Source organism: Clostridium sp. OM05-5BH (assembly GCF_003481505.1).
In the GTDB taxonomy this organism is placed as follows: Bacteria; Bacillota; Clostridia; order Lachnospirales; family Lachnospiraceae; genus Otoolea; species Otoolea fessa.
This window is the reverse complement of the sequence record NZ_QULJ01000006.1, coordinates 120,849-146,639: the sequence shown is the minus strand read 5'-3', so window position 1 is coordinate 146,639 and position 25,791 is coordinate 120,849. Positions and strand designations below refer to the sequence as shown.

The 25,791-nt window shown below is 48.6% G+C and carries 22 protein-coding genes and 2 riboswitches; of the genes, 2 read left to right on the top strand and 20 right to left on the bottom strand.

All coding sequences use genetic code 11. The features are described from left to right. Positions 1-13: 13 nt before the first annotated feature. The 8 genes from DXB70_RS09505 to DXB70_RS09470 form a co-directional block, all read right to left on the bottom strand. Complete coding sequence (locus tag DXB70_RS09505) at positions 14-2,224, bottom strand: aldehyde ferredoxin oxidoreductase C-terminal domain-containing protein (protein ID WP_207663956.1); 2,211 nt, start codon at positions 2,222-2,224, stop codon at positions 14-16. A gap of 15 nt (positions 2,225-2,239) precedes the next feature. After that, positions 2,240-2,626 (bottom strand): 4Fe-4S binding protein, encoded by a 387-nt coding sequence (locus tag DXB70_RS09500; protein ID WP_022360326.1) that lies wholly within the window; start codon positions 2,624-2,626, stop codon positions 2,240-2,242. After that, positions 2,626-3,078, bottom strand: coding sequence for a rhodanese/MoeB/ThiF domain protein (locus DXB70_RS09495; RefSeq protein WP_022360327.1), 453 nt, complete (start codon positions 3,076-3,078; stop codon positions 2,626-2,628). Before DXB70_RS09495 ends, DXB70_RS09500 begins: the two co-directional genes overlap by 1 nt. 13 nt (positions 3,079-3,091) lie before the next feature. Beyond that, positions 3,092-4,999, bottom strand: a complete 1,908-nt coding sequence (locus tag DXB70_RS09490) for a molybdopterin biosynthesis protein (RefSeq protein WP_118673191.1) — start codon at positions 4,997-4,999, stop codon at positions 3,092-3,094. 74 nt (positions 5,000-5,073) lie between these two features. Beyond that, positions 5,074-6,303: a gephyrin-like molybdotransferase Glp gene (glp, locus tag DXB70_RS09485; RefSeq protein ID WP_118673190.1), complete on the bottom strand. Its 1,230-nt coding sequence runs from the start codon at positions 6,301-6,303 to the stop codon at positions 5,074-5,076. Between the two features lie 249 nt (positions 6,304-6,552). After that, a riboswitch (molybdenum cofactor riboswitch) is annotated at positions 6,553-6,693 on the bottom strand. A 142-nt stretch (positions 6,694-6,835) separates the two neighbouring features. After that, complete coding sequence (locus DXB70_RS09480; protein WP_107001403.1) at positions 6,836-7,546, bottom strand: ABC transporter ATP-binding protein; 711 nt, start codon at positions 7,544-7,546, stop codon at positions 6,836-6,838. Next, a complete protein-coding gene (locus tag DXB70_RS09475) occupies positions 7,533-8,216 on the bottom strand; it encodes an ABC transporter permease (protein WP_022360331.1) in 684 nt (227 codons plus the stop codon). The genes DXB70_RS09480 and DXB70_RS09475 overlap by 14 nt, the downstream gene beginning before the upstream one ends. A 210-nt stretch (positions 8,217-8,426) precedes the next feature. Then, a complete protein-coding gene (locus DXB70_RS09470) occupies positions 8,427-9,347 on the bottom strand; it encodes a substrate-binding domain-containing protein (protein WP_117796145.1) in 921 nt (306 codons plus the stop codon). A gap of 127 nt (positions 9,348-9,474) precedes the next feature. After that, positions 9,475-9,596, bottom strand: a riboswitch (molybdenum cofactor riboswitch). A 724-nt stretch (positions 9,597-10,320) separates the two neighbouring features. Here DXB70_RS09470 and DXB70_RS09465 point away from each other — a divergent pair. Then, complete coding sequence (locus tag DXB70_RS09465) at positions 10,321-11,241, top strand: trans-4-hydroxy-L-proline dehydratase activase (RefSeq protein ID WP_118293375.1); 921 nt, start codon at positions 10,321-10,323, stop codon at positions 11,239-11,241. A 5-nt stretch (positions 11,242-11,246) separates the two neighbouring features. Further along, positions 11,247-13,694 carry a trans-4-hydroxy-L-proline dehydratase gene (gene hypD / locus DXB70_RS09460; RefSeq protein WP_117796067.1) on the top strand — a complete coding sequence of 816 codons (2,448 nt, stop codon included), beginning with the start codon at positions 11,247-11,249 and terminating at the stop codon, positions 13,692-13,694. A 210-nt stretch (positions 13,695-13,904) separates the two neighbouring features. Here the strand turns inward: hypD and eutH are convergent, their stop codons facing one another. The 12 genes from eutH to prfA all read right to left on the bottom strand — a co-directional run bounded on the left by eutH (position 13,905) and on the right by prfA (position 25,789). Next, positions 13,905-14,990: an ethanolamine utilization protein EutH gene (eutH, locus tag DXB70_RS09455; protein ID WP_118673189.1), complete on the bottom strand. Its 1,086-nt coding sequence runs from the start codon at positions 14,988-14,990 to the stop codon at positions 13,905-13,907. Positions 14,991-15,080: 90 nt separating this feature from the next. Then, positions 15,081-16,373 (bottom strand): 2-hydroxycarboxylate transporter family protein, encoded by a 1,293-nt coding sequence (locus DXB70_RS09450; protein WP_118673188.1) that lies wholly within the window; start codon positions 16,371-16,373, stop codon positions 15,081-15,083. A 21-nt stretch (positions 16,374-16,394) separates the two neighbouring features. Further along, complete coding sequence (locus tag DXB70_RS09445) at positions 16,395-17,540, bottom strand: SEC-C metal-binding domain-containing protein (RefSeq protein ID WP_182448443.1); 1,146 nt, start codon at positions 17,538-17,540, stop codon at positions 16,395-16,397. A 360-nt stretch (positions 17,541-17,900) separates the two neighbouring features. Continuing rightward, on the bottom strand, positions 17,901-18,413 hold the full coding sequence (locus tag DXB70_RS09440) for a nitroreductase family protein (protein ID WP_118673186.1): 513 nt from the start codon (positions 18,411-18,413) through the stop codon (positions 17,901-17,903). A gap of 29 nt (positions 18,414-18,442) precedes the next feature. Further along, the gene (gene greA, locus DXB70_RS09435; protein ID WP_022360596.1) at positions 18,443-18,946 is read right to left on the bottom strand and encodes a transcription elongation factor GreA; all 504 of its coding nucleotides are present in this window, start codon (positions 18,944-18,946) and stop codon (positions 18,443-18,445) included. A 3-nt stretch (positions 18,947-18,949) separates the two neighbouring features. After that, positions 18,950-20,302, bottom strand: coding sequence for a phosphoglucosamine mutase (gene glmM, locus DXB70_RS09430; protein ID WP_118673185.1), 1,353 nt, complete (start codon positions 20,300-20,302; stop codon positions 18,950-18,952). 179 nt (positions 20,303-20,481) lie between these two features. Beyond that, on the bottom strand, positions 20,482-21,336 hold the full coding sequence (rfbD, locus tag DXB70_RS09425) for a dTDP-4-dehydrorhamnose reductase (protein ID WP_107001395.1): 855 nt from the start codon (positions 21,334-21,336) through the stop codon (positions 20,482-20,484). Next, positions 21,336-22,358: a dTDP-glucose 4,6-dehydratase gene (rfbB, locus tag DXB70_RS09420; RefSeq protein ID WP_107001394.1), complete on the bottom strand. Its 1,023-nt coding sequence runs from the start codon at positions 22,356-22,358 to the stop codon at positions 21,336-21,338. Before rfbB ends, rfbD begins: the two co-directional genes overlap by 1 nt. Before the next feature lie 14 nt (positions 22,359-22,372). Continuing rightward, on the bottom strand, positions 22,373-23,266 hold the full coding sequence (rfbA, locus tag DXB70_RS09415) for a glucose-1-phosphate thymidylyltransferase RfbA (protein WP_107001393.1): 894 nt from the start codon (positions 23,264-23,266) through the stop codon (positions 22,373-22,375). Between the two features lie 178 nt (positions 23,267-23,444). Next, positions 23,445-24,203, bottom strand: coding sequence for a class B sortase (locus DXB70_RS09410; protein WP_182448442.1), 759 nt, complete (start codon positions 24,201-24,203; stop codon positions 23,445-23,447). Then, entirely contained in the window at positions 24,193-24,681 is a 489-nt protein-coding gene (locus DXB70_RS09405; protein WP_022360603.1) for a deaminase, read from the bottom strand. Before DXB70_RS09405 ends, DXB70_RS09410 begins: the two co-directional genes overlap by 11 nt. Positions 24,682-24,712: 31 nt before the next feature. Then, on the bottom strand, positions 24,713-25,789 hold the full coding sequence (gene prfA / locus DXB70_RS09400; protein WP_118472590.1) for a peptide chain release factor 1: 1,077 nt from the start codon (positions 25,787-25,789) through the stop codon (positions 24,713-24,715). Positions 25,790-25,791: the final 2 nt, after the last annotated feature.

Sequence of the window (25,791 nt, the reverse complement as noted above, 5' to 3'; positions counted from 1 at the left end):
TTAATGAATAGTCTTACTGAAGCGGCTCAACTACTTCCAAAAGCTCCGGAAGATCCATGCCAAGCTCTTTCAGGTGTGCAATTGTCGGAACACCGTTTAAATTCCAGCCGCGCTTCGGATATACCGCATCAATCAGCTTCTCATATTCCCCTTCTCTGTGCTTTCTGGTCGCAGCCATCTTTTCCTTTAAGGACATTTTTTCGACTTCTTCTTTTGTAAAACCAACCAGCTCTACCAGCTGACCATCGTAGCGCTCCTGACGGGACAGATATTCTTCTTCCGTAACCGGTCCCTGGGAGCGGTATGGAATCGCATCGTTCGCACGCAGTCCCTTGCCCAGACGAATGTTGAAAACACGCTGGAAATTGTAGACACGCTCGGACATTTTAATCATCTCATCCCTATCAATCTTGACCCCAGTAACACCATAATAAAGATCCAGATAGTTATCTACGTGCTCCGGTACCTTCGCCGGTTCATCGGTCAGGCTGTTGTCAGCCGGTACAATATCATTCCACGGCAGCTTGCAAAGTCCCAGAAGACCAAACCAGGTTCTAAACATCGGATAGTAATACAGCGCCTCCGCCTTATCCTCAAAGGTAGGAATCTGGTTATTTACCTGATCCATGAAAATCAGCCATGCTTCATCATGCTGCGGTCCCTTATTGGTCAGACCATAGCCGCCCTGCTGCGCCAAGGATTCTTTGGAAGCATACTCTGAATATTCAAGTCCCTTCTGTTCCATCGCAATATCATTCATGAAATCCATATCGCCCCAGCCCTGCGCTGCAAAATACTCTTTCTGCTTGTGGCTTCCAAGTGCCGCAATCTTGCCAAAGCCTTCGTTTCGCGCCATCTGGTGCAGCAGCTCCAGCTCCGCCTCTGCATTGCCCCATACAAGCTCCAGACCGCCGGTTCTCTCCTTATTCAGGATACCATTTTCATAGCATTCCATCAGGAAGGCAGTCATGGTGCCAAAGGAAATCGTATCAATGCCATATGTATCACAGTAGAAATTCACTTCCAGGATTACCTGCGGATCGGTTACGCCGCAGTTCGGACCAACACCGGCTGCTGTCTCATACTCCGGACCATCCACACATACTTTATGTCCCTTATACGGACCTGTCTTTAATTCAAACTGATCGGCTGTTTTAGCACACGCCATCGAACATCCATACCAACATCCGTCCGCTCCGCCCTGGGTCAGCCATTTATTTCTCCATACCTCCGGTGCCATCTCATCGATCTTATCCGTTCCGCCATATTTATAATTGCGCGTCGGCAGAATATCATAATCGCTCATGATACGCAGGGAGTATGCTGTTCCGGATTTACGCATTGAATTCTGTTTGTCATCCTGTGTCGCCACCTCACGATGGAATTTCAGGCCATCCCGGTTCAGGATACTGATATCATATACATGGTTCAGATTTGCTTTTACGCCTTTAAAATGGCATACCAGCGCTTTAATGTGCTTGTCCGCAAAGACACGTCCGATACCACCACGTCCAGCCTGTTTTAAGCGGACTACATTTCTTTTCGGATCATAGAATGTAAAATTCAACATAGAGAGGTTGCAATGATCCGCCGCTGAACCAGAACATACGACCGCCACGTTTTTGCGATCATTGTCATCCTCCGCATACATGGTTGTCAGCTCTTCTCCCAGTACATGTGCATCTTTATGCTCTAACGGTGCTTTTTCAATTGAAACGGTTCCCTTATTGCCATCGATGACAATAATCACGTCTTCCTCCGCTTTTCCAGTCAGCTCGATCACATCAAATCCGGAGAATTTTAAGAATGGGCCAAAATATCCGCCGACGTTTGAATCAATCGGGATATCTGTCATCGGTGAAATGCTGCATACCAGGCATTTTCCGGTACCGCCGTACTGCGTAATTCCGGCAATCGGTCCTGCCGACATGGTGATGGCATTTTCCGGAGAATTCCACTTTGTATCCGGATTCGTTGCATCCCACAGATAACGCAGGCAATAACCTTTTCCGCCGGTAAATTTTTCTTTGACCTCCTGAGGAATGTCGATCATATCGATGGTGTTATCTGTCACATTGATTCGAAGACGCTTATCCGTATATCCATGATACAGCGGCTTGGGCTCATATGTAACCTGATTGAGAACCGTGTGGGCCTCTTTCATTTTTTTGATTTCTTCCATATCTGCGTCCGCATAACGCGGAAGATCACACATTTTAATCATGCCTTTCTCCTCCTTTTACTCTTCTACCAGACGGATCGCTCCGGTCGGACATGCTTTTACGCACAATCCGCACGCCGTACATTTGGACGGCTCCAGATAATCATCACACTGTACCATAACATTCTCCGGACAGAATCCAACGCACATCAGACAGCCGGCACATTCTTTCTTATTCAGCCGGTAAACGCCTCTCGCATCCTCCGTAATCACACCTGTATTGCACACTTCAGAACATTTTCCACACTGTGTGCACACAGCAATATGATGGCTTCCATCCTCCTTGTCGGTAATGCGGATGCAGGATTTCATTGGATCCGAAACCTTGTAAAATGCCTTCGAACAGGCTTCTTCGCACTGGTGGCAGCCAATGCAGAGTGATTCATCTTTCTCTAATCGTCTCATCACAGTTCCTCCTTTTTGCCTAATTTCATTATTTCATCCGAAACAGATACATATCCGTCCCGAATCACTTCCAAAAATATGGCTCCTGCCGAAAGACGGCAGAAAACTCCTTTTTCATGGTAAATACACTCTGGAAAACACTTTTTTCCATACCCGGAGACGCGGAACACCGCCCCTCCCGCCGCCAGAAGATCCCCCGTATTTAACTGGGTGGTATCGATTCCCTCCGTTATCAGGTTTGCCTTGTAGCGGCGGAAGCAGAGTCCCGGTTCTGTCTGCTTCTCCATCCAGTCCCGGGCTTCTCCCGCCAACAGCGAAGTCTGCCTTTCACCTCCCGCTGCATGCCGGTCACCCTCCATTCCGATCCCCCTTCGGAACCAGGCGCTCTCCACGGCTTCTCCCGGCTGTCCCCTCTGCCGGAACACATATAATTCACGCACAACTGCTCCCATCTAATCCCCTCTTTTATAAATATAAAATTTCTCCGGTTCTTGCCAGCCCATAACCACCGAGCTTCTCCACTCTCTCTGCAAACTCCCGGCTTTTCAAAACCGCCAGAAAATGCTGTATCGGTGGAAAATCCAAAAATCTGACTGGAATCGCAAAGTCATACTCTTCCCGTCCAATCTCAATAAAATCAAGTCCCATTGCCCTGGCTGCCGACTGGATTCCCATGCCCGCGTCTGCATCGCCGCCGGACACGGCAGCCGCCACTGCCATATGCGTTGCCGCCTCTCTGTCATATCCGTGAATCTCTTCCGGTGAAATACCGGCTTCCTTCAGCTTATAATCAAAAAGGACTCTTGTCCCCGCTCCTCTCTGTCGGTTGACATAATTCAAGCCACGTAGATCTTCAATTTCATGGATTCCAAGCGGATTTCCTTTTTTTACGATAATTCCCTGAATTCGCTCAACACCTTTGACAAGTGCCATTTTTTCACCCGCAAACAGTTTTTTCAGGATCGCAATATTATATTCTCCTGTCTCTTCATCCAGCAGGTGGGTCGGAGCCAAATGCGCTTCTCCCCGCTTTAATGCCATTAAACCGCCCATACTGCCTACATGCGTACTGGAAAGGTAATTACCCGGGTACATACACGGCAGCAAATCTGCCATCACATCCAGAATCAGATCATGGCTTCCGATTGCCACTGCCGTACTTCCAATTTCCTCCAGGGAACGGTATAGCTCTACGTCAACGGTATCTCCCGCCTCGACCCCCTCGCTGTTCTGAGGAATCACACAGAACCCGTCTGCCCGCACCAGGCTCATCGCTGCTCCCGCCCCGCGCGCCAGTGGAGAAGCGACGAGCTTGTCGCCCACTTCTCCTACTTTCACCCGCACATACTCTTTATGTTTCAGGGATGATACAAGGCGTTTAGATATGACAGCCCGCACCGTCGTGCCGCCTGTTTCTGTACGTCCTGCCAGTTTCTGCAGCACAGGAATTACAAAATTTTCAAAGTTGATATAGGCGGATACCGGATATCCCGGAAGTCCGATCACCGGTTTTCCATTGACAATCGCCAATATTACCGGTTTTCCCGGCTTGATTGCCACCCCGTGTACCAGAACCTCCCCCAATTCCCGAAGTACATGAACCGTAAAATCTTCGGTTCCAGCACTGGAGCCGGCATTGACAATTACCATGTCATAGTTTTCAACCGCCTCTGCCACCTTTGCTTTCAATGTTTCATATTCATCCGCAATCGGCGGAAAACGATGGGGCGCACCGCCATGTTCCGTTACCAGTGCCTCAAACACTCTCGAATTCGATTCGATGATGTCCCCATCCCTGGGTTCCTGTCCCGGCTCTATGATTTCGGTTCCCGTCGGAAAAATCGCTACCGACGGCTTTTTCAACACCTCAATCTCTGTAATTCCGCCAGACAGGAGAACACCTATATCAATCGGGCGTATCTCATGATAACCGGGCATCAGCATCTCACCCGCTACGATATCTTCTCCGATCGGGCGCACATGCTGCCATGATGCAGCTGCATCCGTAATCTGCACCGAGCCATCCTCCTGCTCCAGCAGATCCTCCGCCATGATAACTGCATCGCATGGTGCGTGAATCGGATCGCCCGTATCCACCACTGTAAAATCTGTACCTGGATATAGGGTAAGTGGTTTCCGCTCCGATGCTCCTTTTGTTTTCTCTGCCTCAACCGCGATTCCATCCATCGCCGCCGCATTGTAAAGCGGAGAACAATATTTCGCATAGACTGCCTCTTTTGTAATCCGGTGCAGACTTTCCGTCACGGGAATCCATTCTGCCTTGGGTCTTAATAATTCCTCCAGTGCTTTCTGGTAAAGGGCTTTTGCCTCCTCCACCGGTGTATTATTCAGATATAAATTTCTCTTTCCCATCTCTGCCTCTATTCTGTTTCCACCAGGCTCTGCCGATCCTTTATTCTCCGTCGCCCTTCTGGAAGCAATTCATTTTAAAAACGGTATACCTTCACCTGCTCACCTTTCTTCAGTCCCTCCTGATTCATATCAATCAGAACGTAGCCGTCTGCCTCTGCCATCGTCGAAATCAAGCCTGATTTTCCAAATACCGGTTCTGCCTCCAGCCCCTGCGGAGCCATTTGAAGCTTTACCAGCAGGCAGGTTGTTTTTCCGGGTGCCCCCGCCAGGTTCGTTGTCATAAAGGCTTCTAGCGGAGGTTGATCTGGCTGACCGGTTACCTGCTTCCAGAGCCACACAAATAATAAGTGGAAAACGGTAAGCGCTGCTGCCGGATGCCCAGGAAGTCCTCCTAACAGCGTATTTTTCTCTTTATCATATCCCAGAATCGTCGGTTTTCCCGGTTTCAGTGCCAGCCCATGGGTAAATACTCCCTCCTTGGAGATGCGGTTTAATATCTCCATAGTCATGTCCTTCTTTCCCTGGGAACTTCCTCCAGAGATCAGAATCAAATCACAGGCTTTGACCGCCTCCCTGATTTTGTCCTCTAAAAGTACCTCTTCATCCCTCACTGCCTCTGCCGAAACAAGCTCCAGACCTGTCTTCTTCACATAACAGGACAGCGCCCATGTATTAATATCCCGCACCTGTCCCGGTCCAGGAACCTGATCGATCCTGACCAGTTCGTCGCCCGTCGATAGAACTGCCACCTTCCACGGTTTAAAAACCGGAACCTGAACCACGCCAAGCGCTGCCAATGTTCCCGCCTGCGCCGGGCCAATCCGGGTTCCCGCTTTAAGGACTATATCCCCGGTTTTTACATCTTCTCCCGGAAGCACGATGCATTTCCCATACGGAACATTTTCATACAGGGCAACCTCATCTGTTCCGAACCGTTCACTGTATTCTATCATCACCATGGCATCTGCCCCTTCCGGAACCATGCCGCCGGTCGGCACATAGGCACAGGTACCCGGTTCAATCTTTGATACCGCCGGATGTCCTATCTCTACTTCTTCCAGCACCTTCAGAAAAACCGGGATACTTTCCGTTGCGCCCGCCGTGTCCTTTGAACAGACTGCATACCCGTCTACACTGGAACGGCGGAATGCCGGAATCATTTCCCCAGAGACAATATCTTCTGCTAAAATACGGTCAGATGCATCTGCAAGCGCAACGTGCTCCGTTTCTGGCAGGCACTCTTTTGCCGCTTTAAGCAAACGTTCCCGCGCCTGCGCCAGCGTATCAACTTTCAATAACTTCATAATTCCTCCCTTGCGGCATGATTCTTCTTCGCGAAGGTATGCATCCACGCGAAGTGCTTCTGATTCATGGACCGCCTCTCCGAATGAAACAAAAAAACGAATACAGAAAACATTCCGCTCTCTGTATCCGTTCCTGATGATGCAGTCTGCCTCTTATGGCTTTCTGCTGATATGCACTTATCTACATCAGGCTTTGCTTGCGCTGGCGGAATTTACTGCTCTTTTCCAGAACTTCCGGGTCTTCATCCCGGTCATCCGAGAGCTATTCCTTTCCAATGCATCGCCTGATGCGGGGAGGCACCCGCGTTTCCCCGGATACCCATTGGCTTTTCTTCCATCCTGTCAATCGGTTCACAGCTTAGGCAGAAAAGCTCGAAATCAACTCTGTATAACTGCCGCTCTCGTGCGACAATTCTCTTTCTCATGATTTTCTACCTGAAATTATACCACATTTTCACAAACTGTGTCAATCATCCCAAGCAAAACTCTTTCCATTTTTTTCATATTCAGCGCAATCGCCTCACATTTTTATTCATATTTCTGAATTTTTTTCATTTTCACGATATGAAACCTCTGTATCTGCCAGATATCGGCGTATGGACGGATGCGACGGGTGAAGAAGGATTTCTTCCGGTGTTCCAGACACCAGAACATTCCCCTGCTCCATAAAATGTACCTGGTCACAAATCTTGCGGACATGCACCAGCTGATGGCTGATTAGCAGCCATGTCATCTTATTTTTCGTCTGCTGCTCCCGCATCAGCTGTTCAAACAATTCTGTACTGTCAGGATCCAGGTTGGAAAGAGTTTCATCAACAATCACAAACGCAGGGTCAAATACCAGGGCCCTGATAAATGATAATTTCTGCTGTTCCCCGCTGCTCAGGGAACGGGCATACTGATTTTTTTTCTGCAAAAGCCCACATCGTTCCAGCCAGGCATCCATCTTCGCCTCATCTGGGCGGATTCCCCGTATTTTCAGCGGATAGATCAGGTTCTGATACACCGTATCATGCAAAAGATACGGTCTCTGTGTTGTCATCGTGATATCCCGGGGTGTCAGTCCCTCGTAATCAATCCTCCCGCCATCTGGAACCAATATCCCCTGTATCAGCTTGGAAAGTGTTGTTTTTCCGCAGCCATTGGTTCCTATCAGACCATGAACCTTCCCGCTCTCCAGATACAGTTCCTCGATTTGAAGCGTAAACTGACCCATCTTCTTTTGCAGCTTAGAGATTTTCATCCGGTGTCTCCTCCTGTCTGAAATGTTCTGCCAATGTCTGTACCGCAAATGCCAGAAGCATCAGGATCACTCCCAAAAATACCCCTTCATAATAATCGCCTGCACCTTTCAGGGTTGAAATCGCAGTCGTCATTGTCCGGGTGCTGTTTTTTATATTTCCACCTACCAGAAAGACCGCCCCGACCTCACTGATGGAACGCCCATATCCAGACACAACCGCAAAATAAATTTCATTTTTCATTTCACGCAGCAGAAGCCGCGCGGTCTGATGCCGGTCAGCTCCCATCGTCCTGGCAAACGCCCGGATCGAAGGCGCCGTGCGGACCGCATATGAATATACCATTCCACAGACGATCGGAGTGATGATCAGAACCTGGGCTGCCACCATTCCTTTGATCGTAAATACCCATCGAAGCGCCCCAAACGGACCTTTTTTTCTCAAAAGCATATATGTGAGCAGTCCGATGACAACCGGAGGTGCTCCCATCAAGGTCCGGTTCACGCGGACTACCAGCTTTTTTCCTGGAAATTTCGTCTGCTCCAGCACAAGTCCCAGAAAAATTCCAAGCATGGACGCAATCAAGGTTGACCAGAAAGACATCACCAGCGTTACCCGGATAGAATCTATCACTCCGACCGTACCAAAAAATTTTGAAAACAGGTTTCCCATATTTTTTCTCCCAGCATATTCACTGAAACACCTTATATTCTGCAGGCGTTCTCATTTTCTCAATTCTTAATGACAGAAAAACCGGAAAAAGTGCATCCTCCCTTCTCCGGTTTCCTGTTTATACATTATAAATTCTGCAAGGTTCAACTGCCTGCTTTATTCGTTTAAATACGCTAATTCCAGCACTACCACATATCATCCGGCAGTATTCTACTTCTGCTCTGCATTCGGGAAGAATAACGGCTCGCCGTACTCCTTTACGCCGTATTCACCGATCAGCGTCTGGATTTCCGGAGAACAGATCCACTTGATAAACGTATTCGCCGCCTCGTTGTTGACATCCGGATATTTCTCCGGATTTACTGCGATAACGCCATACTGGTTTAAAAGTTCCTTGCTGCCTTCACATACAATATCCATATCCGGGAAATCTGCCTTCTTGGCAAGCCAGGTACCGCGGTCAGACAGGCAGTAGCCGCCTTTTTCATCTGCCATCGCCAGTGTATCAGCCATTCCAGCGCCTGCCGATACATAATTTGGATTGCTCTCGTAATCTGTAATTCCCAGCTTCTCCCAGATTCCGGTCTCCTTGTTATGGGTACCAGAGTTGTCTCCACGGGACACAAATGTCAGCTGCTCGTCCATGATCTGTTTAAATGCAGCGTTGATATCATCCGTCTTTGTAATCGGACCATCCTTCGGTCCTACGATCACGAAATCATTATACATAACCTGGAAGCGCTCTACACCGTAGCCGCTCTCCACGAATTCTTCTTCTTTTGCTTTAGAATGAACCAGTATCACATCGACTTCACCATCTTTTGCTTTCTGAATCGCATCACCGGTTCCTACTGCCGTCCACTGTAAGTCAATACCTGTATCCTCTAAAAAGATTGGCTTTAAGTAATCCAGAAGACCTGTATTATCGGTACTGGTCGTCGTTGCCATCAGAAGCGTCTCTCCGGATGCTTCCTTGGTCTCCTCTGCACTGCTTTCCTCAGCAGCCTCTGCGGTTGTCTCTGCGGCGCTTTCCGCCTCCGTCGTCTCTTTTGCGCTTCCAGAGCAGGCTGTCATAGACAATGCTGTCATAGCCGCCATTGCTAATGCAATGATTCTGTTTGTCTTCTTCATAAAATTGTTCTTCTCCCTTCTTTTGTTTAAGAATACTCTGAAAAACATTTCATCGGAACGAGACTCTGGCAGAGGATGCGCCGCCTTTTACCAGCTGCCTTTCTTCCTAATAAGCAGCAGGTCCTACTTCTCTTTCCAATGCATTTCTTTCCAAATGCGGGAGGCATCCGAGTTTCCCCTGATACCCATTGGCTGTAAACCCTGACAATATACTGTGTTAGGTTTTTCAGCTCGAAATATAGTTTTCCTGGCTTCTGCTGTCCGGGTTCTTCTAATACTTCCCGAAACATCCTTATACATTTTTACTATACCATGTCAAAATTCCTCTTGTCAACCGGGCAACTTTCACATGAGCGAAATTATTTCATTTTTTGTTACTGTTCACGCATACGTGCCCAGTAACGGAATTTGCCGTGGCTTCGCATTTAAATACGGCAAATTCCTGCTGCCACCACGTTTTCTTACGGCACTTTCGGTTCCAAAAGTGCCTACCTGTGAAACAGTATCCATTATTTCAAGCTTCGTATTCATTTTGTTTTCTACTGCTCTTTTCTACGTGTTATTCTGGTTTTTTAGCTTTTTTTCACTTCTATCTTGATTTTCACTTTTCATATTTGTGCGACGCCTTTTTAACTGTGCTTAATTTTTTGTTTTTGTTTTGTATTTTATGAATATTCACACCATTTTATCTTTTCTACAATTTTCACTTTCTTTTCACGCATAATATCCTCACTTTTGCCGATTGTAAGCCCCATTTTTCTATGGTATCTTATATGTTATATTAATTTTCTTTTATAGTCATTCCGCACTCCGCTTGTTTCAGCGTGATCGGATGATTATTTTTCAGATTCGTCTGTTAAAAATTAAATTAATACATTTTTTTCAATTTACTCTTGTATTCTTGAGATGGTTGTAGTATTATAGACTCAGAACTAGAACACAGTCTAGTTTTTTTGCAAAGGAGGGGGAAAGAATGGCAGAAACTCCTTACATATTTAACATCCAGAAATTTTCAACGCACGACGGCGATGGTGTCCGCACCACGATCTTCTTCAAGGGATGTCCCTTACGCTGCATGTGGTGCCACAACCCGGAGAGTCAGCATTATTATAAGGAACTGATTTTTCATCAGCACAAATGTACCACCTGCGGCCGATGCGTTGCAAAATGTAAACAGGGAGCCAATTCCATCGTAGACGGCAAGATTGTATTTGACCGTTCCAAGTGTACCGCCTGCGGCGTCTGTACCGACTGGTGCATCACAGAGGCCCGGGAGTTGGCCGGTAAGGAATACACGGTAGATGCACTTGTCAAGGAAGCGATGAAGGACAAAATCTTCTATGAGCAGTCCGGCGGCGGTGTAACACTCTCCGGCGGCGAGGTTATGGCTTCCCAGCATATGGACTATGTGGAAGAAGTCTGTCGCAAGCTCCACGAGAACGGTGTCAGCATTTTCATCGACACCAGCGGCTACACAGATTATAAGAATCTGAAGCGGATTCTTCCTTACGTAGATGTTTTTCTCTACGACATCAAGGTGATGGATCCGGAAGACCACAAGAAATATATCGGCGTTGACAATTCACTGATTCTTGAGAACTTAAAGAAATTAAGTGATGAGGGCGCTGGTCTTTACATCCGGCTTCCGATTATCCAGCAGGTCAACGCAACCGATGAACACATTGAAAGTGTCATCCATTTCCTGAAGGAAAATAATATTCACGCACGTCAGGTAAACCTTTTACCTTATCATGACATCGGAAAGGGTAAATACGCCAGCCTCGACATGGAGTACCATGAGGATGAGATGAGCGTACCGGTGTCCGAGCTTATGGAACACTTTAAGTCCATGTTCGAAGAACAGGGATTCAACAAAGTCAATATAGGAGGATGATTTAAATGGCAGAGAAAATTGATACTTCATTCGTAATCAACACACCAGAAGGTCTGTTAAAAGACAACGACCGCGGATGTACCGAGAGAATTAAAAGACTGAGAAGAATCAGCCATTCCACCCAGCCGCATCTGGATCTGGAAAGAGCAAAAATTGAAACCGATGTTTACAAAGAGTACGAAGGTTCCGTATCTGTACCGGTTTTAAGAGCTCTCGTTCTGAAAGAGTACTTCTCCAGAAAAACTCTTTACTTAGGCGAGGATGAGCTGTTAGTTGGTGAGAAGGGCAAAGACCCGCAGTGTTCACCGACTTTCCCGGAGCTGTGCTGTCACACCATCGAAGATATGCACATCATGAATGATCGTAAACTGGTTAACTTCACTGTTACCGAAGACGATCTAAAGCTTCAGGAAGAAGAGATCATTCCGTACTGGAAGAACCGTGCAGTCAGAGAGCATCTCTTAAAAGCTATGACCCAGGAATGGAGAGACTGCTATGAGGTTGGTATGTTTACCGAGTTCATGGAGCAGCGTGGACCGGGCCATACAGCCGGCGGCAAGAACTTCTACATCAAGGGCTACGGCGATTACAAGAAAGAGATCGCGCAGGCTATCAAAGATCTTGACTACTTCAATGATCCGGAAGCTTATGACAAAGAGCAGGAGCTTCGCGCTATGGATATCTGCTGCGATGCTATCATTATCTTAGGTAAGAGATATCATGATCTGGCTCTTGAGAAGGCTGCTGAGGAGAAGGATCCGGTCAGAAAAGCAGAGCTTGAGCAGATTGCAGCTAACTGTGCCGTTGTTCCGGAGCACAAACCGGAGACCTACTGGCAGGCACTTCAGATGTACTGGTTTACACACCTTGGCGTTACAACCGAGTTAAACCCGTGGGATGCATTTACACCGGGTCGTCTGGATCAGCATCTGATTCCGTTCTATGAGAAAGATACCGCTGCAGGTACTCTGGATGATACCAGAGCTCTTGAGCTTCTTGAGTGTCTCTGGGTTAAACTGTTCAACTCTCCGGCTCCGGTTAAGGTTGGCGTAACCTTAAAAGAGTCCGGTACATACGTAGACTTCGCAAATATCAACTCCGGCGGTGTGAAGGAAGATGGTACAGACGCAGTTAACGCTGTTTCTTACTTAATCCTTGACTGTATGGAAGATATGAGACAGAACCAGCCAAACTCCAACGTACAGATTTCCAAGGTTACTCCGGATAAGTTCTTAAAGAGAGCTTGCGAGATCGCTCGTCAGGGTTGGGGCCAGCCGGCATTCTACAATACCGATGAGCTGATTCAGGAGCTGGTAAATCAGGGCAAATCTCTGGTTGACGCCAGAAACGCAGGATGCTCCGGATGTGTTGAGACAGGTGCATGGGGAACCGAGGCTTATTGGCTGACCGGTTACTTAAACATCCCTAAGTGCTTACAGCTCGCTCTGTATGATGGCTACGATGTAATGTTCAAAAAACAGATCGGACCGCACACCGGCAAAGCAGAAGACTTCAAATCCTATGACGAACTGTGGAACGCATTCAAGACACAGCTTGAGTACATCATCGATGTTAAGATGCGCGGCAACCTGGTTATCGAGAGAATCTACTCTCAGATGATGCCGGCTCCGTTCCTTTCCATCTGTACCGATGACTGTATCAAGAAAGGTAAAGACTACAACGCAGGCGGCCCGAGATACAACACAAGCTACATCCAGGGTGTTGGTATCGGCACTATTTCCGATGCACTCTCCGCTATCAAGTTCAACGTATTTGACAATCAGAAGTTTACCATGAAAGAACTCATCGACGCTATGAACGACGATTTCAAGGGCCATGAGGACATTCTGAACCTGGTTAAGAATAAAACTCCGAAATACGGCAACGATGATGATTATGCAGATGACATCATGGTAAGTGTATTCAATGAGTACAAAGATTATATTACCGGCAGACCGACCACCAGAGGCGGTGTATATCATGTAGATATGCTTCCGACCACCTGCCACGTATACTTCGGTGATGTTATGATCGCTACTCCGAACGGCCGTCTGGCTCATAATCCTCTGTCTGAGGGTATCTCTCCTGAGAAGGGTGCTGATATCAACGGACCGACCGCAGTTGTTAAATCCTGCTCCAAGATGAACCACTGTGAGACCGGCGGTACTCTGCTGAACCAGAAGTTTACTCCGGCTGCTATCGCAGGCGAGAAGGGTATTGACAACCTGGCTGCTCTGATTCGTTCCTACTTTGCTATGAACGGACATCATATGCAGTTTAACGTTATCGACCGCCAGACTCTGATCGAAGCTCAGAAGAACCCGGAGGAATACAAGGAACTGATCGTCCGCGTAGCCGGATACAGTGACTACTTCCGTAACCTGGATAAACCGCTTCAGAATGAGATCATTGAGAGAACCGAGCAGAGCTTTGGAGGCTGTGGCTGCTGTTAATTGCTCGCAACAGTTTGACAACTCTAAAAATCTTCATTGCAACATATTAATGCCTTCTATGAAAATGATATAGCCCCAAAAGGGCGGAAAGCCCCGGCAGCGAAACTGCCGGGGCTTTCTTATTTCTTTATCCTTATCTCAATATCAGATATTCCGCTCTACTCTGTTATCATTTTTGTCCTTCTTAGATAATTTTAGCCAAATTTGCTATTACTCGCCACCTAATGCGGGAATCTTCTCAGCTGAGATAAACGCCAGGGCAACTGCCAGACCGCCTGACAGCACCTTGCTGATCATATAGGCTGTTACCCAGTTTCCCGGTATCAGGGACGCTACCAAGGTCATCTGACCGCCTACTACATAGGCACCTGCCACAGAGAAAGCGGCATTTAATACTTTTCCGCGCTTATCCATCTTGGAAAACAATGGCAGCATCGCAAGGCTCTGTATAAAGGAAAGGAACAGTCCGACAACTGCCTCCTCATTGATACCCAGGACCGCCCCAATACGCTGGATCGGCTTTTGGAGACGTTTTAACGCCACCTGCGACAGCACCAGACCGCCGCACGCTGCGATGACCATACGGAGTACCATAAAAAGCATTTCCTCAATCAAGGCATCCTCGACAACCGCATACTTCGGCATGAAAATTCCGAAGACTGCCACACCAAACAGGAGAAAACTAAAAATACGGATCGCATTTCCGAGGAAAATCATGATCTTCATCGTCAGCGCCGGAACCAGCACAAATGCCGCAATCAGCACCACGCACAGCACCAGCACCGGAATCATATTAAAAAAGAGCTGACGGACAGGCAGACCCAGCATCAGACCTCCGACCGCCAGACCAGACGGTATGGCAATCAGTCCGAAGATGAACCCCCGCATCAGCTCTCCTATTTCATCTTTTCGAACGGCTGCCAGAAAAACCGGCAGCTGGTATCCGACCGTCATACCCAGACTGCCTGCTACCATCGCACCGGTAAATGCCGCCAGCGCTGGTGTCGCCGCCAGCTTCTGTGCCATGCCAAGCGCCCCCATATCCGGCGCCAGAAGGCAGCTTGGAATGAGCGCCGTATCAAACGGCATATGCTTTGCCGCCTCTGCAATCGATTCCGCGTGGGTCTGCACATATGTAACTCCGATCGCAAAAAATCCGACCGTGGACATCGCCAGACCGCCCATGGTGGCAAGCCCCTTTTCAAAATTCGGCATCAGCCCCAGCTTTCCTCCCAGCATCTCATCCACAAGACCGGCTGCCGCAAACACCAGCATGATCGCAATGAATATGTTCATAAGCCGTACCTCCCAGCTTTTCCCTATTTCTCTGTTTCCACTTATTTTCCCTCTATCAGGTACATTTCTCTGTCAATCACCGTTCTTTTTCTACCTCGCCAGCAGCTGTATCAGCACACCCCCGATCGTCAGCATCAGTGCCCCGCAGGAGCGCGTCACAATCTGTGCAAATGGAAGCAGTTCCATCCGTTTCGAACTGCTGAGCACCGCCACATTTCCGGAACCGCCCATGTTCGTCGTACACATCCCCGCTGCGATCGATGATTCCAGCGGATAAAATCCCATCTTGATGCCGATCAGTCCGGCGGTCAGTGTGATCGCCCCGACAATCAGCACGACACTGAGCAGATAAAATGGAGTGATGGTGTGCAGAATCGTCTTTAAATCAATCAGCGTCGCTCCGATTCCAGTCAGCGCCGCCGCCGTCCAGCTGTGGATCGCGAACTGTCCCCACTCTCTCGCCGCGTCCTCCAGGCGATCTGAAAGGATTCCCGTTCCCTTCACAATCACAACTGCCACAATCATCCACGCATATGTCGGTACAATCGAAATAAAATGATGGCAGAGCGCCCCCAGTTCATAAAATGCCATCGAAATGATAAGTCCCGTACATAAGAGTGCGAAGGTCGGTTTCATCGGAGGCTGTTTCTTCACTTCGTGACCGTCATTGACAAGGCAGCCATTTCCGGTCAGAGATGGCTTTCGCTCGCCGATATTATTGGCTAAACCGCCAAAAATGATCGCCACACAATTTCCCAGCACCGTCGCCGGTGCGATCCGCGTCAGGATCTGTCCGGCGTCCGTCCCCAGAACCGACGAATACATTGCCGACAGAGGCACTGCTCCCGCCGTCATGCCGCCGCTCGTCATCGGAATACCGATATACAGGATGCCTTCCAGAAAACTCTCCCCCATCACCATACCGAGCAGACCTGAAAGTATCACGCCGACTGCCAGCGATATGACAGCTGTCGGAAGCAGTTTCACCGTTGCGCGGATCAGAAGCCCGCGGTCGATATTGAAAAGACTTCCTGTGATCAGCGCTGAGATATAGAAGACCAGAAATCCTTCTTTGTTGACAAAATTGTCCAGGATCTCATGCGTCTGCTCCGGAATCAGCCCCAGCGCCTGGATGACCGCCGCCCCCAGAATACAGATGACCGAGCCGCCCAGGTACGTTTTCACAACCGGTGTATGATTTCCTAAAAAACTGAGTCCCTCGCCCAGCACCATCAGCGCAATCATGCCGCCGACCAAGCCTGCCGGAAGACAGTCCATATACATACAGACCACCACCAGCGCCAAGATGCCTAGATACAGAGGGATGGAAAAACCAGCGATCGTATTAGCTTTGCCAGATATTTCTTTCCTCTCTTGCTGCATTTTTCATTTCACCTCTGAGTATTAATTTCTTCCACAACACTTCTTATATTTCTTCCCAGATCCGCAAGGACACGGATCATTCGGATAAATCTTCTCCACCTTTTTCACAGTTACCGGTGCTGGCTGGGACATTTCCGGCACCATCGCCGGCATGCCGCCGATCATACCTCTCTCACTTAATTCCCACGGTTTATTTCCGCGGTTTTCTTTTGTTCTCGTATTGTTGAACGCATCCATGAGAAGTCTTAAAAATTCGCCCATCTGCTGCTCGCTCTGGAAGACAATCCCTTCTTCATGCATCTTATTCATCAGTTCTGCCGGTGATTTTCCTTCATAACTGCTGGCCCACGTCTCAAAGCACCATCTAGCCGCTTTCTCATACGGCACATCCAATTTTTTTATGAAATAGGACTCCAGCTCCTTATAAGCCAGTACACCTGCCTCATACCCTTTCTGACAGATTTCATCCAACTGCTGTGCAGACGGAATATAGAATTTTTTATTCTGCTGCTGTTTCAACAAAGCAGTGAGTCCATCACCCTCAAATACCGGAAGATGTACATACAAGCCTCTCTCGGAATAAAGTGGATTCTCTTTCGGCAGATCCTGCATTCCCAGTTTCTCCATCGGGAAAATGCAGGATTCTGTAATGTCCTCCGGCATTTCCTGCAGCATCCCGATCATTTCTTCGATCGTGCCTTTCACCTTCAATTTGTACAGTTCATACAAAATTTCCAACGGCGCAATCTCATAATAATCGATAAAGAAGCTGATACACTTCATCAGCCAGCCTTTTTTGCTCTGAACCGCCCGGAATGCCTCATCGTCAATCCCGCTAAAACCCTGTGCAATCTCTTCAAAGACAGTAAAGCAGTCACTCACTTCCTCAAAACTTCCAAGTACATATTTATATAACTGCATTCCATCCATAATCTCTTCTGCAGAAATTTTCTGTGGCTCGGTACAGGCTTTGCAAAAAAGCACCATCTGCTCTTTCGTCAGGCATGAAAGTCTACCCCGGAGTGCCTCTTTTGTCGTTAAATATTCTACAATTCGGTCAATCAGGTCATCCTTTTTAAGCCGGGAACAGTTCTTTAACTCGTAGCTTCTTGCTTCGTTTAATAAGTCTTCTTTGGTCCATTCTTTTAAATATTCTCTTAATAACATACCATTTCCTTTTCTCATCTTACATCGTTTCATGCTTCTCTTCATATTTTTTTATTATACTTTTAAATGCACATGGATTGCAAGATATATCGTTACATATTTCTGCTTCGCGCGAGTGCGCATCATTGGCATTACACAAAAATACAGCCTGTCTCCAAGCTTCTCAGGAAACAGACTGTATCGATTAAGGATTATGGTAAATAAAGGATTGTCGTAACTGTTCAGTAGGTCTGCGCATTTACTGCGCTGACCGTACGAAAACATGGGCCAGCAGGCAAAAATCCCATTGCCGCAGGCAATTTTTAATGGATTTTTGCGCGTGACTGTGAAGGTACTGAACAGTTACGGATTGTCTATATTTTACAGAAATACTGCCAGCTCTTCTAGCGGCTTGCGATCTGTATGCAGCCTGGACGGATGAGCTGTCTCTGCCGGATATCCAAGCGGCAGATAGACCGTCGGCTGTAAGCCCTTCATCTCTGGGAACTGCTCCAGCAATTTTTCTGGATTAAACATACCAACATACGTTGTTCCCAGTCCCAGTTCTGCTGCCTGCAGCATCATCTGGGAAACCGCCAATGTCACATCGATCTCTCCATGGTTTTTCCCGTCCCCTTCCCTTTTCCAGGAAATCTCTGGATCATAGGCTGCTACAATCACAACCGGCGAATGAAAATGACACGCCGTACATGCATCCGCTTTCGCCAGAGCCTCCTCACTCTGCATCACGAAAAAGCGCTGTGGCTGTAAGTTATGTGCCGTCGGGGCTTTGCGTCCTGCCTCCAGCACTTTCTGTAATTTTTCCGCCTCAACCGGGCGGCTGTCAAATTTACGAAGTGAATAACGTGCATCACATAATTCTTCAAATTTCATAGTAATCAAAACTCTCCTTTGTATTGCGACTAATAACTACGAATCCGATCCGAATCCTCCTCTCCCGTTTTCTCGATCTTCCGGATCTCCACCACATAGCTGCTCTTATCGTTGACCTTCACTTCCACCTGGTCACCCACATGGTGTCCTTCGATCGCTTTTCCGAGCGGCGACTCGATGCTGATCCGGTTTTCCAGAGAATTGCCCCGGATGCTCGTTACCAGACGGTATACTTCTTCCTCGTCGTCATCCTCAAAATACAGGGTAACCGTATCATTCATTCCGACCTCATCCGGGCGGGATTCTTCCGATACGATCTTGGCATGCTTCAGCATATTTTCCAGATAGCGAATACGGCTTTCATTCCGGTTCTTATCCTTCTTAGCAGCATAATATTCGAAGTTTTCGCTCAAGTCACCCTGTGCGCGCGCCTCCTTGACCGCCTCGATCGCCTCTTTGCGGACCACCAGCTTCCGATGGTCGATCTCTTCCTGAATCTTCTTTACATCACTTTCTGTCAACTGCTCTCTCATGTCTTACTCTGCCAGTCCCTTTTTCTCTATCATTTCTACAACCTGTGCTACATATTTTCCGCAGATTTCATCCGTCGGTGCCTCGACCATCACGCGGATCAGCGGCTCCGTACCACTCGGACGAACTAAGATTCGACCGGTATCGCCCAAGGCATCCGATACCTTCTGAACCTCCGCCTGCACGTCGCGGTCTGCCTGCGCCGCCTCTTTATCCTTGACTCTGACATTTTTCAGAACCTGCGGATAAATCTGCACCTCATCAGCCAGCTTTGCAAGTGTCTCTTTCTTCTCCAGAATCACTTCCATCAGCTTTAATGATGTCAAAATGCCATCTCCGGTCGTCGCGTGCTTGCTGAAAATGATATGGCCCGACTGCTCGCCTCCCAGACAGTGACCGTTCTGGGACATATTTTCATAGACATACTTATCGCCAACCGCCGTCTTCTCATAAGAAATACCCTCGCGCTCAAATGCCTTATAAAGACCGAAGTTCGACATAACCGTGGTGACAACCGTATTGTTGACCAGCGTGCCCTGTTCTTTCATGTATTTTCCACATACATAGAGGATCTTGTCGCCATCTACCAGCTTGCCCTCACTGTCCACTGCCAGGCAGCGATCCGCATCTCCATCATAAGCAAATCCAACGTCCAGATGATTTTCAACCACATATTTCTGCAGTCCCCCGATGTGGGTGGAACCGCAATTTGTATTGATATTCAGACCATCCGGCGTGTTGTTGATGACATGTGTCTCCGCGCCCAGTGCGTCGAATACGTTTTTCGCAATCGCGGAAGCGCTTCCGTTTGCACAGTCAAGACCTACCCGCATATTTTTGAAAGACCGTGTTGCCAGGGAAATCAGATAACCGATATAGCGGTTGCGTCCCGCCGCATAGTCAACGGTGCGTCCGATCGCATCGCGTTTGGCAAATGGAATTTCGCCCATCTCGCCATCCAGATACGACTCAATCTTCTCGATCGTCTCCTCATCCAGTTTCTCGCCGCGTCCATTGATGACTTTGATTCCGTTGTCATAGTATGGATTGTGGCTTGCGGAGATCATGATACCGCAGTCAAACTCCTCGGTGCGTACAACATACGATACACTCGGAGTAGTTGTCACGTGAAGCAGATAGACATCTGCGCCGGAAGCGGTCAGTCCCGATACCAGCGAATACTCAAACATATAGCTGCTGCGTCTCGTATCCTTGCCGATCACGACCCGGCAGCGATCTGCTTTCGTCTTCTGTCCATAGTACCAGCCCAGGAAACGACCTACTTTATAGGCATCCTCCACGGTCAGCGTCACATTTGCCTCGCCGCGGAATCCGTCTGTTCCAAAATATTTACCCATTTTGAGAGTTCCTCCTACATCATCAAATACAGAGTCCAAAGGTCATGTACATTTATGGAAATCCCCCACTAACATACATGACCTTCTACGATTTTGATTCCAACCTGAAGAAAATCCTGCAGCCAACGGCGCTTCACACTTTCTGCCGCTGCTGCTTTCTATGTCTGATTGCACATTTTTTACTGAATTTCTTTCAGATAGCGACCTACCGCATCCTGCCAGGACGGAAGGCGCTCAAATCCGTTGTCCGAAAGTTTTTCTTTGCTGATCCGGCTGTTCATCGGGCGTTTTGCCTGACCCGGATAAGCAGCTGTATACTCGGCAGTGCTGACCGGCGTCACCTTGACGTCCATGCCCGCCTGCTTAAAGATCTCAACTGCAAATTCATACCAGCTGCAAAGTCCCTCATTCGTCGCATGGTAACGACCATATTTGTCACTCTGAATCATATCAACCAACAGACGCGCCAGATCGTATGTGTAAGTCGGGGAACCGATCTGATCATCCACAACACTGACTGCCCCGCGCTCTTTGCCAACGCGCAGCATCGTCTTGATGAAGTTCTTGCCGTTCACGCCAAATACCCACGCGATACGGACGATGAAAAACTTCTTTACCAGCTCCTCGACTGCCAGCTCGCCCTCATACTTCGACTGACCGTAGGCGTTGAGTGGTTCCCGGTGGTCATCCGGCTCCCACGGGCGGGTGCCCTGACCGTTGAATACATAATCGGTGCTGATGTACATCATTTTGATGTCCAGACCTTTGCAGACCTCAGCGATATTTCTCGTTCCATCTGCATTGACTTTACGGCAGAGTTCCATGTTCTGTTCCGCTGCGTCTACTGCAGTATATGCAGCGCAGTGGATCACTGCATCCGGCTTTGCCTCGGTGATCACGCGGCGGCATGCCTCTGCATCGGTAATATCCATCTCATCGACATCCACGCCGATGCCAGTAAGACCCTGTTTTTTCAGCTCATTCATCACGTCATAGCCAAGCTGGCCTTTGACGCCTGTCACTAATACTCTCATTATAATCTATCTCCATACATTTTTTCGAAGTACTGGCTGTACTCACCGCTTAAAATGTGTTTCCACCAATCCTGATTGTTCAGATACCAGTCGATCGTCTGACGAATGCCGGTGTCAAAATTGTATTTCGGCTTCCAGCCAAGCTCCGTCTCGATCTTGGTCGGATCGATCGCATAACGGCGGTCATGGCCCGGACGATCCTTGACGTAACGGATCAGGCTTTCCGGCTTGTCCAGCGCTTTCAGGATGGTTTTGACAACCTCCAGGTTGGTTCTCTCATTGTGTCCGCCGATATTGTAGATCTCACCGACGCGTCCCTTGTGGAGAATCAGATCGATCGCCTCACAATGATCGGATACGTGCAGCCAGTCGCGAACGTTCGCGCCGTCGCCGTATACCGGAAGTTCCTCGTCTGCCAGCGCACGGCTGATCATCAGCGGAATCAGCTTCTCCGGAAAATGATATGGACCGTAATTGTTGGAGCAGCGGGATACTGTCACTGGAAGTCCGTAGGTTCTATGGTATGCCAGTACAAACAGATCCGCACCCGCCTTGGAAGAAGAGTACGGGCTGGAGGTATGAAGCGGGGTTGTCTCCGTGAAGAAGAGATCCGGGCGGTCTAACGGCAGATCGCCGTATACCTCATCGGTCGATACCTGATGATAACGTTTAATTCCATAGGTGCGGCAGGCATCCAGCAGGGTGGTCGTTCCCATGACATTGGTACGGACAAATGCCTCCGGATCCGTGATGGAACGGTCTACATGGCTCTCTGCTGCAAAGTTTACTACGATGTCCGGCTTTTCTTCCTCGAAGAGTTTAAACACGAAGTCGCGGTCTGCGATATCGCCGTGTACAAATTTGTAATTTGGTTTGTTTTCAACCGGTTTCAGTGTCTCTAAGTTGCCCGCATAGGTCAGAAGATCCAGATTGATGATCTGATACTCCGGGTATTTATTTACCATATGGTGTACGAAGTTTCCGCCGATGAATCCGGCTCCGCCTGTCACGATAATCTTCATTGTTTTAACTCCTTTTAATTCTGATGTATTTTATCAACATATTTCCCATCCAGTACGTCTTTCAGATATTTGCCATACTGGTTTTTCTTGTATACCTCGTATGCCTCCAGCACTTCTTCCTTGCTGATCCAGCCGTTTAAGTACGCAATCTCCTCCAGGCACGCGATCTTGCGGTGCTGGTGGGTCTCTACTGTCTTAACGAAATTGGTTGCCTCAACTAAGGACTCATGTGTACCGGTATCGAGCCAGGTAAAGCCCTGTCCCAGAAGAATGACATCCAGATCGCCATTTTCCAGATAGATGCGGTTCAAATCGGTGATCTCAAGCTCGCCTCTGGAAGACGGTTTTAACTGTTTCGCATACTCTACTACCCGGTTGTCATAGAAATACAGACCCGTTACACAGTAATTGGACTTCGGTTTCTCCGGCTTCTCCTCGATGGAGATCGCCTTGCCCTGATCGTCAAATTCTACGATACCGAAGCGCTCCGGATCATCGACATAGTAGCCGAATACAGTCGCGCCCTCTTTCTTGGCAGAGGCAGCACGCAGGCGTTTCACAAGTCCCTGACCCTGGAAAATATTGTCGCCCAGAATCATCGCTACGGAATCATCCCCGATGAACTCCTCGCCGATGATAAATGCCTGTGCCAGTCCATCCGGACTTGGCTGCACGGCATAGCTTAAATGTAAACCAAACTGATGTCCATCGCCCAACAATTCCTTAAAACGCGGTGTATCATCCGGTGTCGAAATAATCAGAATATCCCGGATTCCCGCGTTCATCAGAACGGAGATCGGATAGTAAATCATCGGTTTGTCATAAATCGGAAGCAGCTGTTTGGAAGTTACGCGTGTCAGCGGGTAAAGGCGTGTGCCTGAACCGCCTGCTAAAACGATACCCTTCATATCTTGTTCTCCTCATATGTTTTATTTTCACGCCTCTTTTCTAAAAAAAGGCAGATCTCATCACTATAAGTAATATACCACATTTGCCTGCTGCTTGCAAATTTATTTGCCTTACACTTCTTCTATGTTTACACGCGATTTTTCCTCTACTGTTCTTGCATTCTACAACCCATGAGCATCATTCATCCACTGCATACACAATCGTCCGCGCATCCGAAAATTCATAACTGCACGTCACAAAGGAATACAAGTGGGAAACCTCCTCGTCTGGAAGTTCGCGAAACCGGCATCCCTCCGTCATTTCTTCTATATAAGGATGCATCTCCGACCGATCCGCAAATTCCGTCCTACGCCGTTCCCCCTGACTGCCCGCAGTGAGCGCTGCAATCAGACGGAGTGTCCGCCTTTTCCCATCTGGGAAATAGAGATAAGCCGTCCGATGCTTCTGGAAGAAATCTTCGTCTTTCAGGCGGATCAGCTCGGAAAACCGGCTTCCGTCCTTCATATGATGCCCGTAAAAAATCGAATGAAAATCCGATGCATCCGGTGCACTCTCGCAGTCCAGAAAGACAGTCCCGGCTGGATCTGGTTTTCCATCCAGCCCGATGCTGCGGTACGATTCATTGTCGGTTGTCTGGACAATCGGTTCGTCGATGTGAGTACCGGGAATGCGAATCCAGGCGATGACGTCGGCATTCTGGCATTTTAAGGCTGCGAAATCTGGCTGCCATATCGGCTCTGACGCATCTGAATCAGATTTTCCAGATAAATTCTGCTCTACATTTCCTTCAGATTGGGAATCTCTGTTTTCCGCCCTTCTAACCGCATCCCCCACACCATCCGCCAGAACCAGACATCCAATCACGATCAAAAAAGCACAGAAGATGCGGCGTGCCCAGCGGGCAGCGCCGTCTCCTGTGCGCTTCTTAGTACCCAAATTTTCCTTCCAGCGATTCATCTTCGCGGATCCAATCTTCTACATCAACTTTTCGGTACTCATTTTTCGTATCACGGATATAGACATGTTCAATTCCGGCATTGATTACCATGCGCTTGCACATCGAACAGCAGCTCGATTTTTCCACATACCCGCCGGTTCTCGCATCGACACCGGTCAGATACAGCGACGCGCCGATCATGCGCTCTCTGGAGGCACTGATCAGGGCGTTGGCCTCGGCATGGACACTGCGGCACAACTCGTACCGCTCGCCGCGCGGCACATGAAGCTCCTCGCGGATGCAGCGACCGATATCGGAACAGTTTTTCCGTCCGCGCGGGGCGCCCACATAGCCGGTCGAGATAACCTCATCGTTATTCACAATCACTGCCCCGTAGTGCTTTCGCAGACAGGTACTCCGCTGCGAAACCATTTCCGCCAGATCCAAATAATAATTGACTTTATCTCTTCTTTCCATATAGGATCCCCCTTCCGTTTTCTCTAATTCTTTAGATGCCCTCATTCATCTTCGCCAGCTTCGCCGCCTGATCGGCTGCAATTAAGCTGTCAATGATCTCATACAGATCGCCGTCCATGATCGAATCGATCTTATACAAGGTCAGTTTGATGCGGTGCTCGGTCACACGTCCCTGCGGGAAGTTATAGGTACGGATCTTCTCGGAACGGTCACCGGTACCGATCTGGCTGCGGCGTTCTGCCGCTTCCTCGTTCTGGCGTCTCTCCAGCTCCAGATCATATAGCTTGGAACGCAGAAGACGGAACGCCTTTTCCTTGTTCTGTAACTGCGATTTCTCAGTCTGGCTGTAGATCACGATACCGGTCGGAATATGGGTCAGACGTACCGCGGAGTCAGTCGTGTTGACACACTGTCCACCGTTTCCGGACGCACGCATAACGTCAATACGGATATCTTTATCATCGATGACAACGTCCACATCCTCTGCCTCCGGCATCACGGCAACCGTCGCGGTCGAGGTATGGATACGTCCGCCGGACTCGGTCTCCGGCACACGCTGTACACGGTGGACACCGCTCTCGTACTTCATCTTGGAGTAAGCGCCCTGGCCGGTAATCATGAAAACGACCTCCTTGAAGCCGCCGATTCCATTTTCACTGACGCTGACAAGCTCAGTTTTCCAGCGGTTGCGCTCTGCAAAGCGCACATACATACGGTACAGTTCGGACGCAAATAATGCCGCCTCATCGCCGCCTGCACCTGCACGGATCTCAACGATAACGTTCTTTTCATCGTTCGGATCCTTCGGAAGAAGCAGAATTTTTAATTCCTGCTCCAGCTCTTCAATGCGCTTTTTCGCAGTATTTAACTCTTCCTTCGCCATCTCGCGCATCTCCTCGTCGGATTCCTCATCCAGAAGCGCCAGACTGTCCTCTACGTCCTGTTTTGCCTTCTTATACTCTTTATATGCCTCCACAATCGGAGCCAGATCCGACTGCTCCTTCATCAGCTTGCGGAAACGATTTGTATCGCTTGCCACTTCCGGGCTGCCGAGCTCTTCCATCAGCTCTTCATAACGGATCAGCAAATCATCCAATCTGTCAAACATGA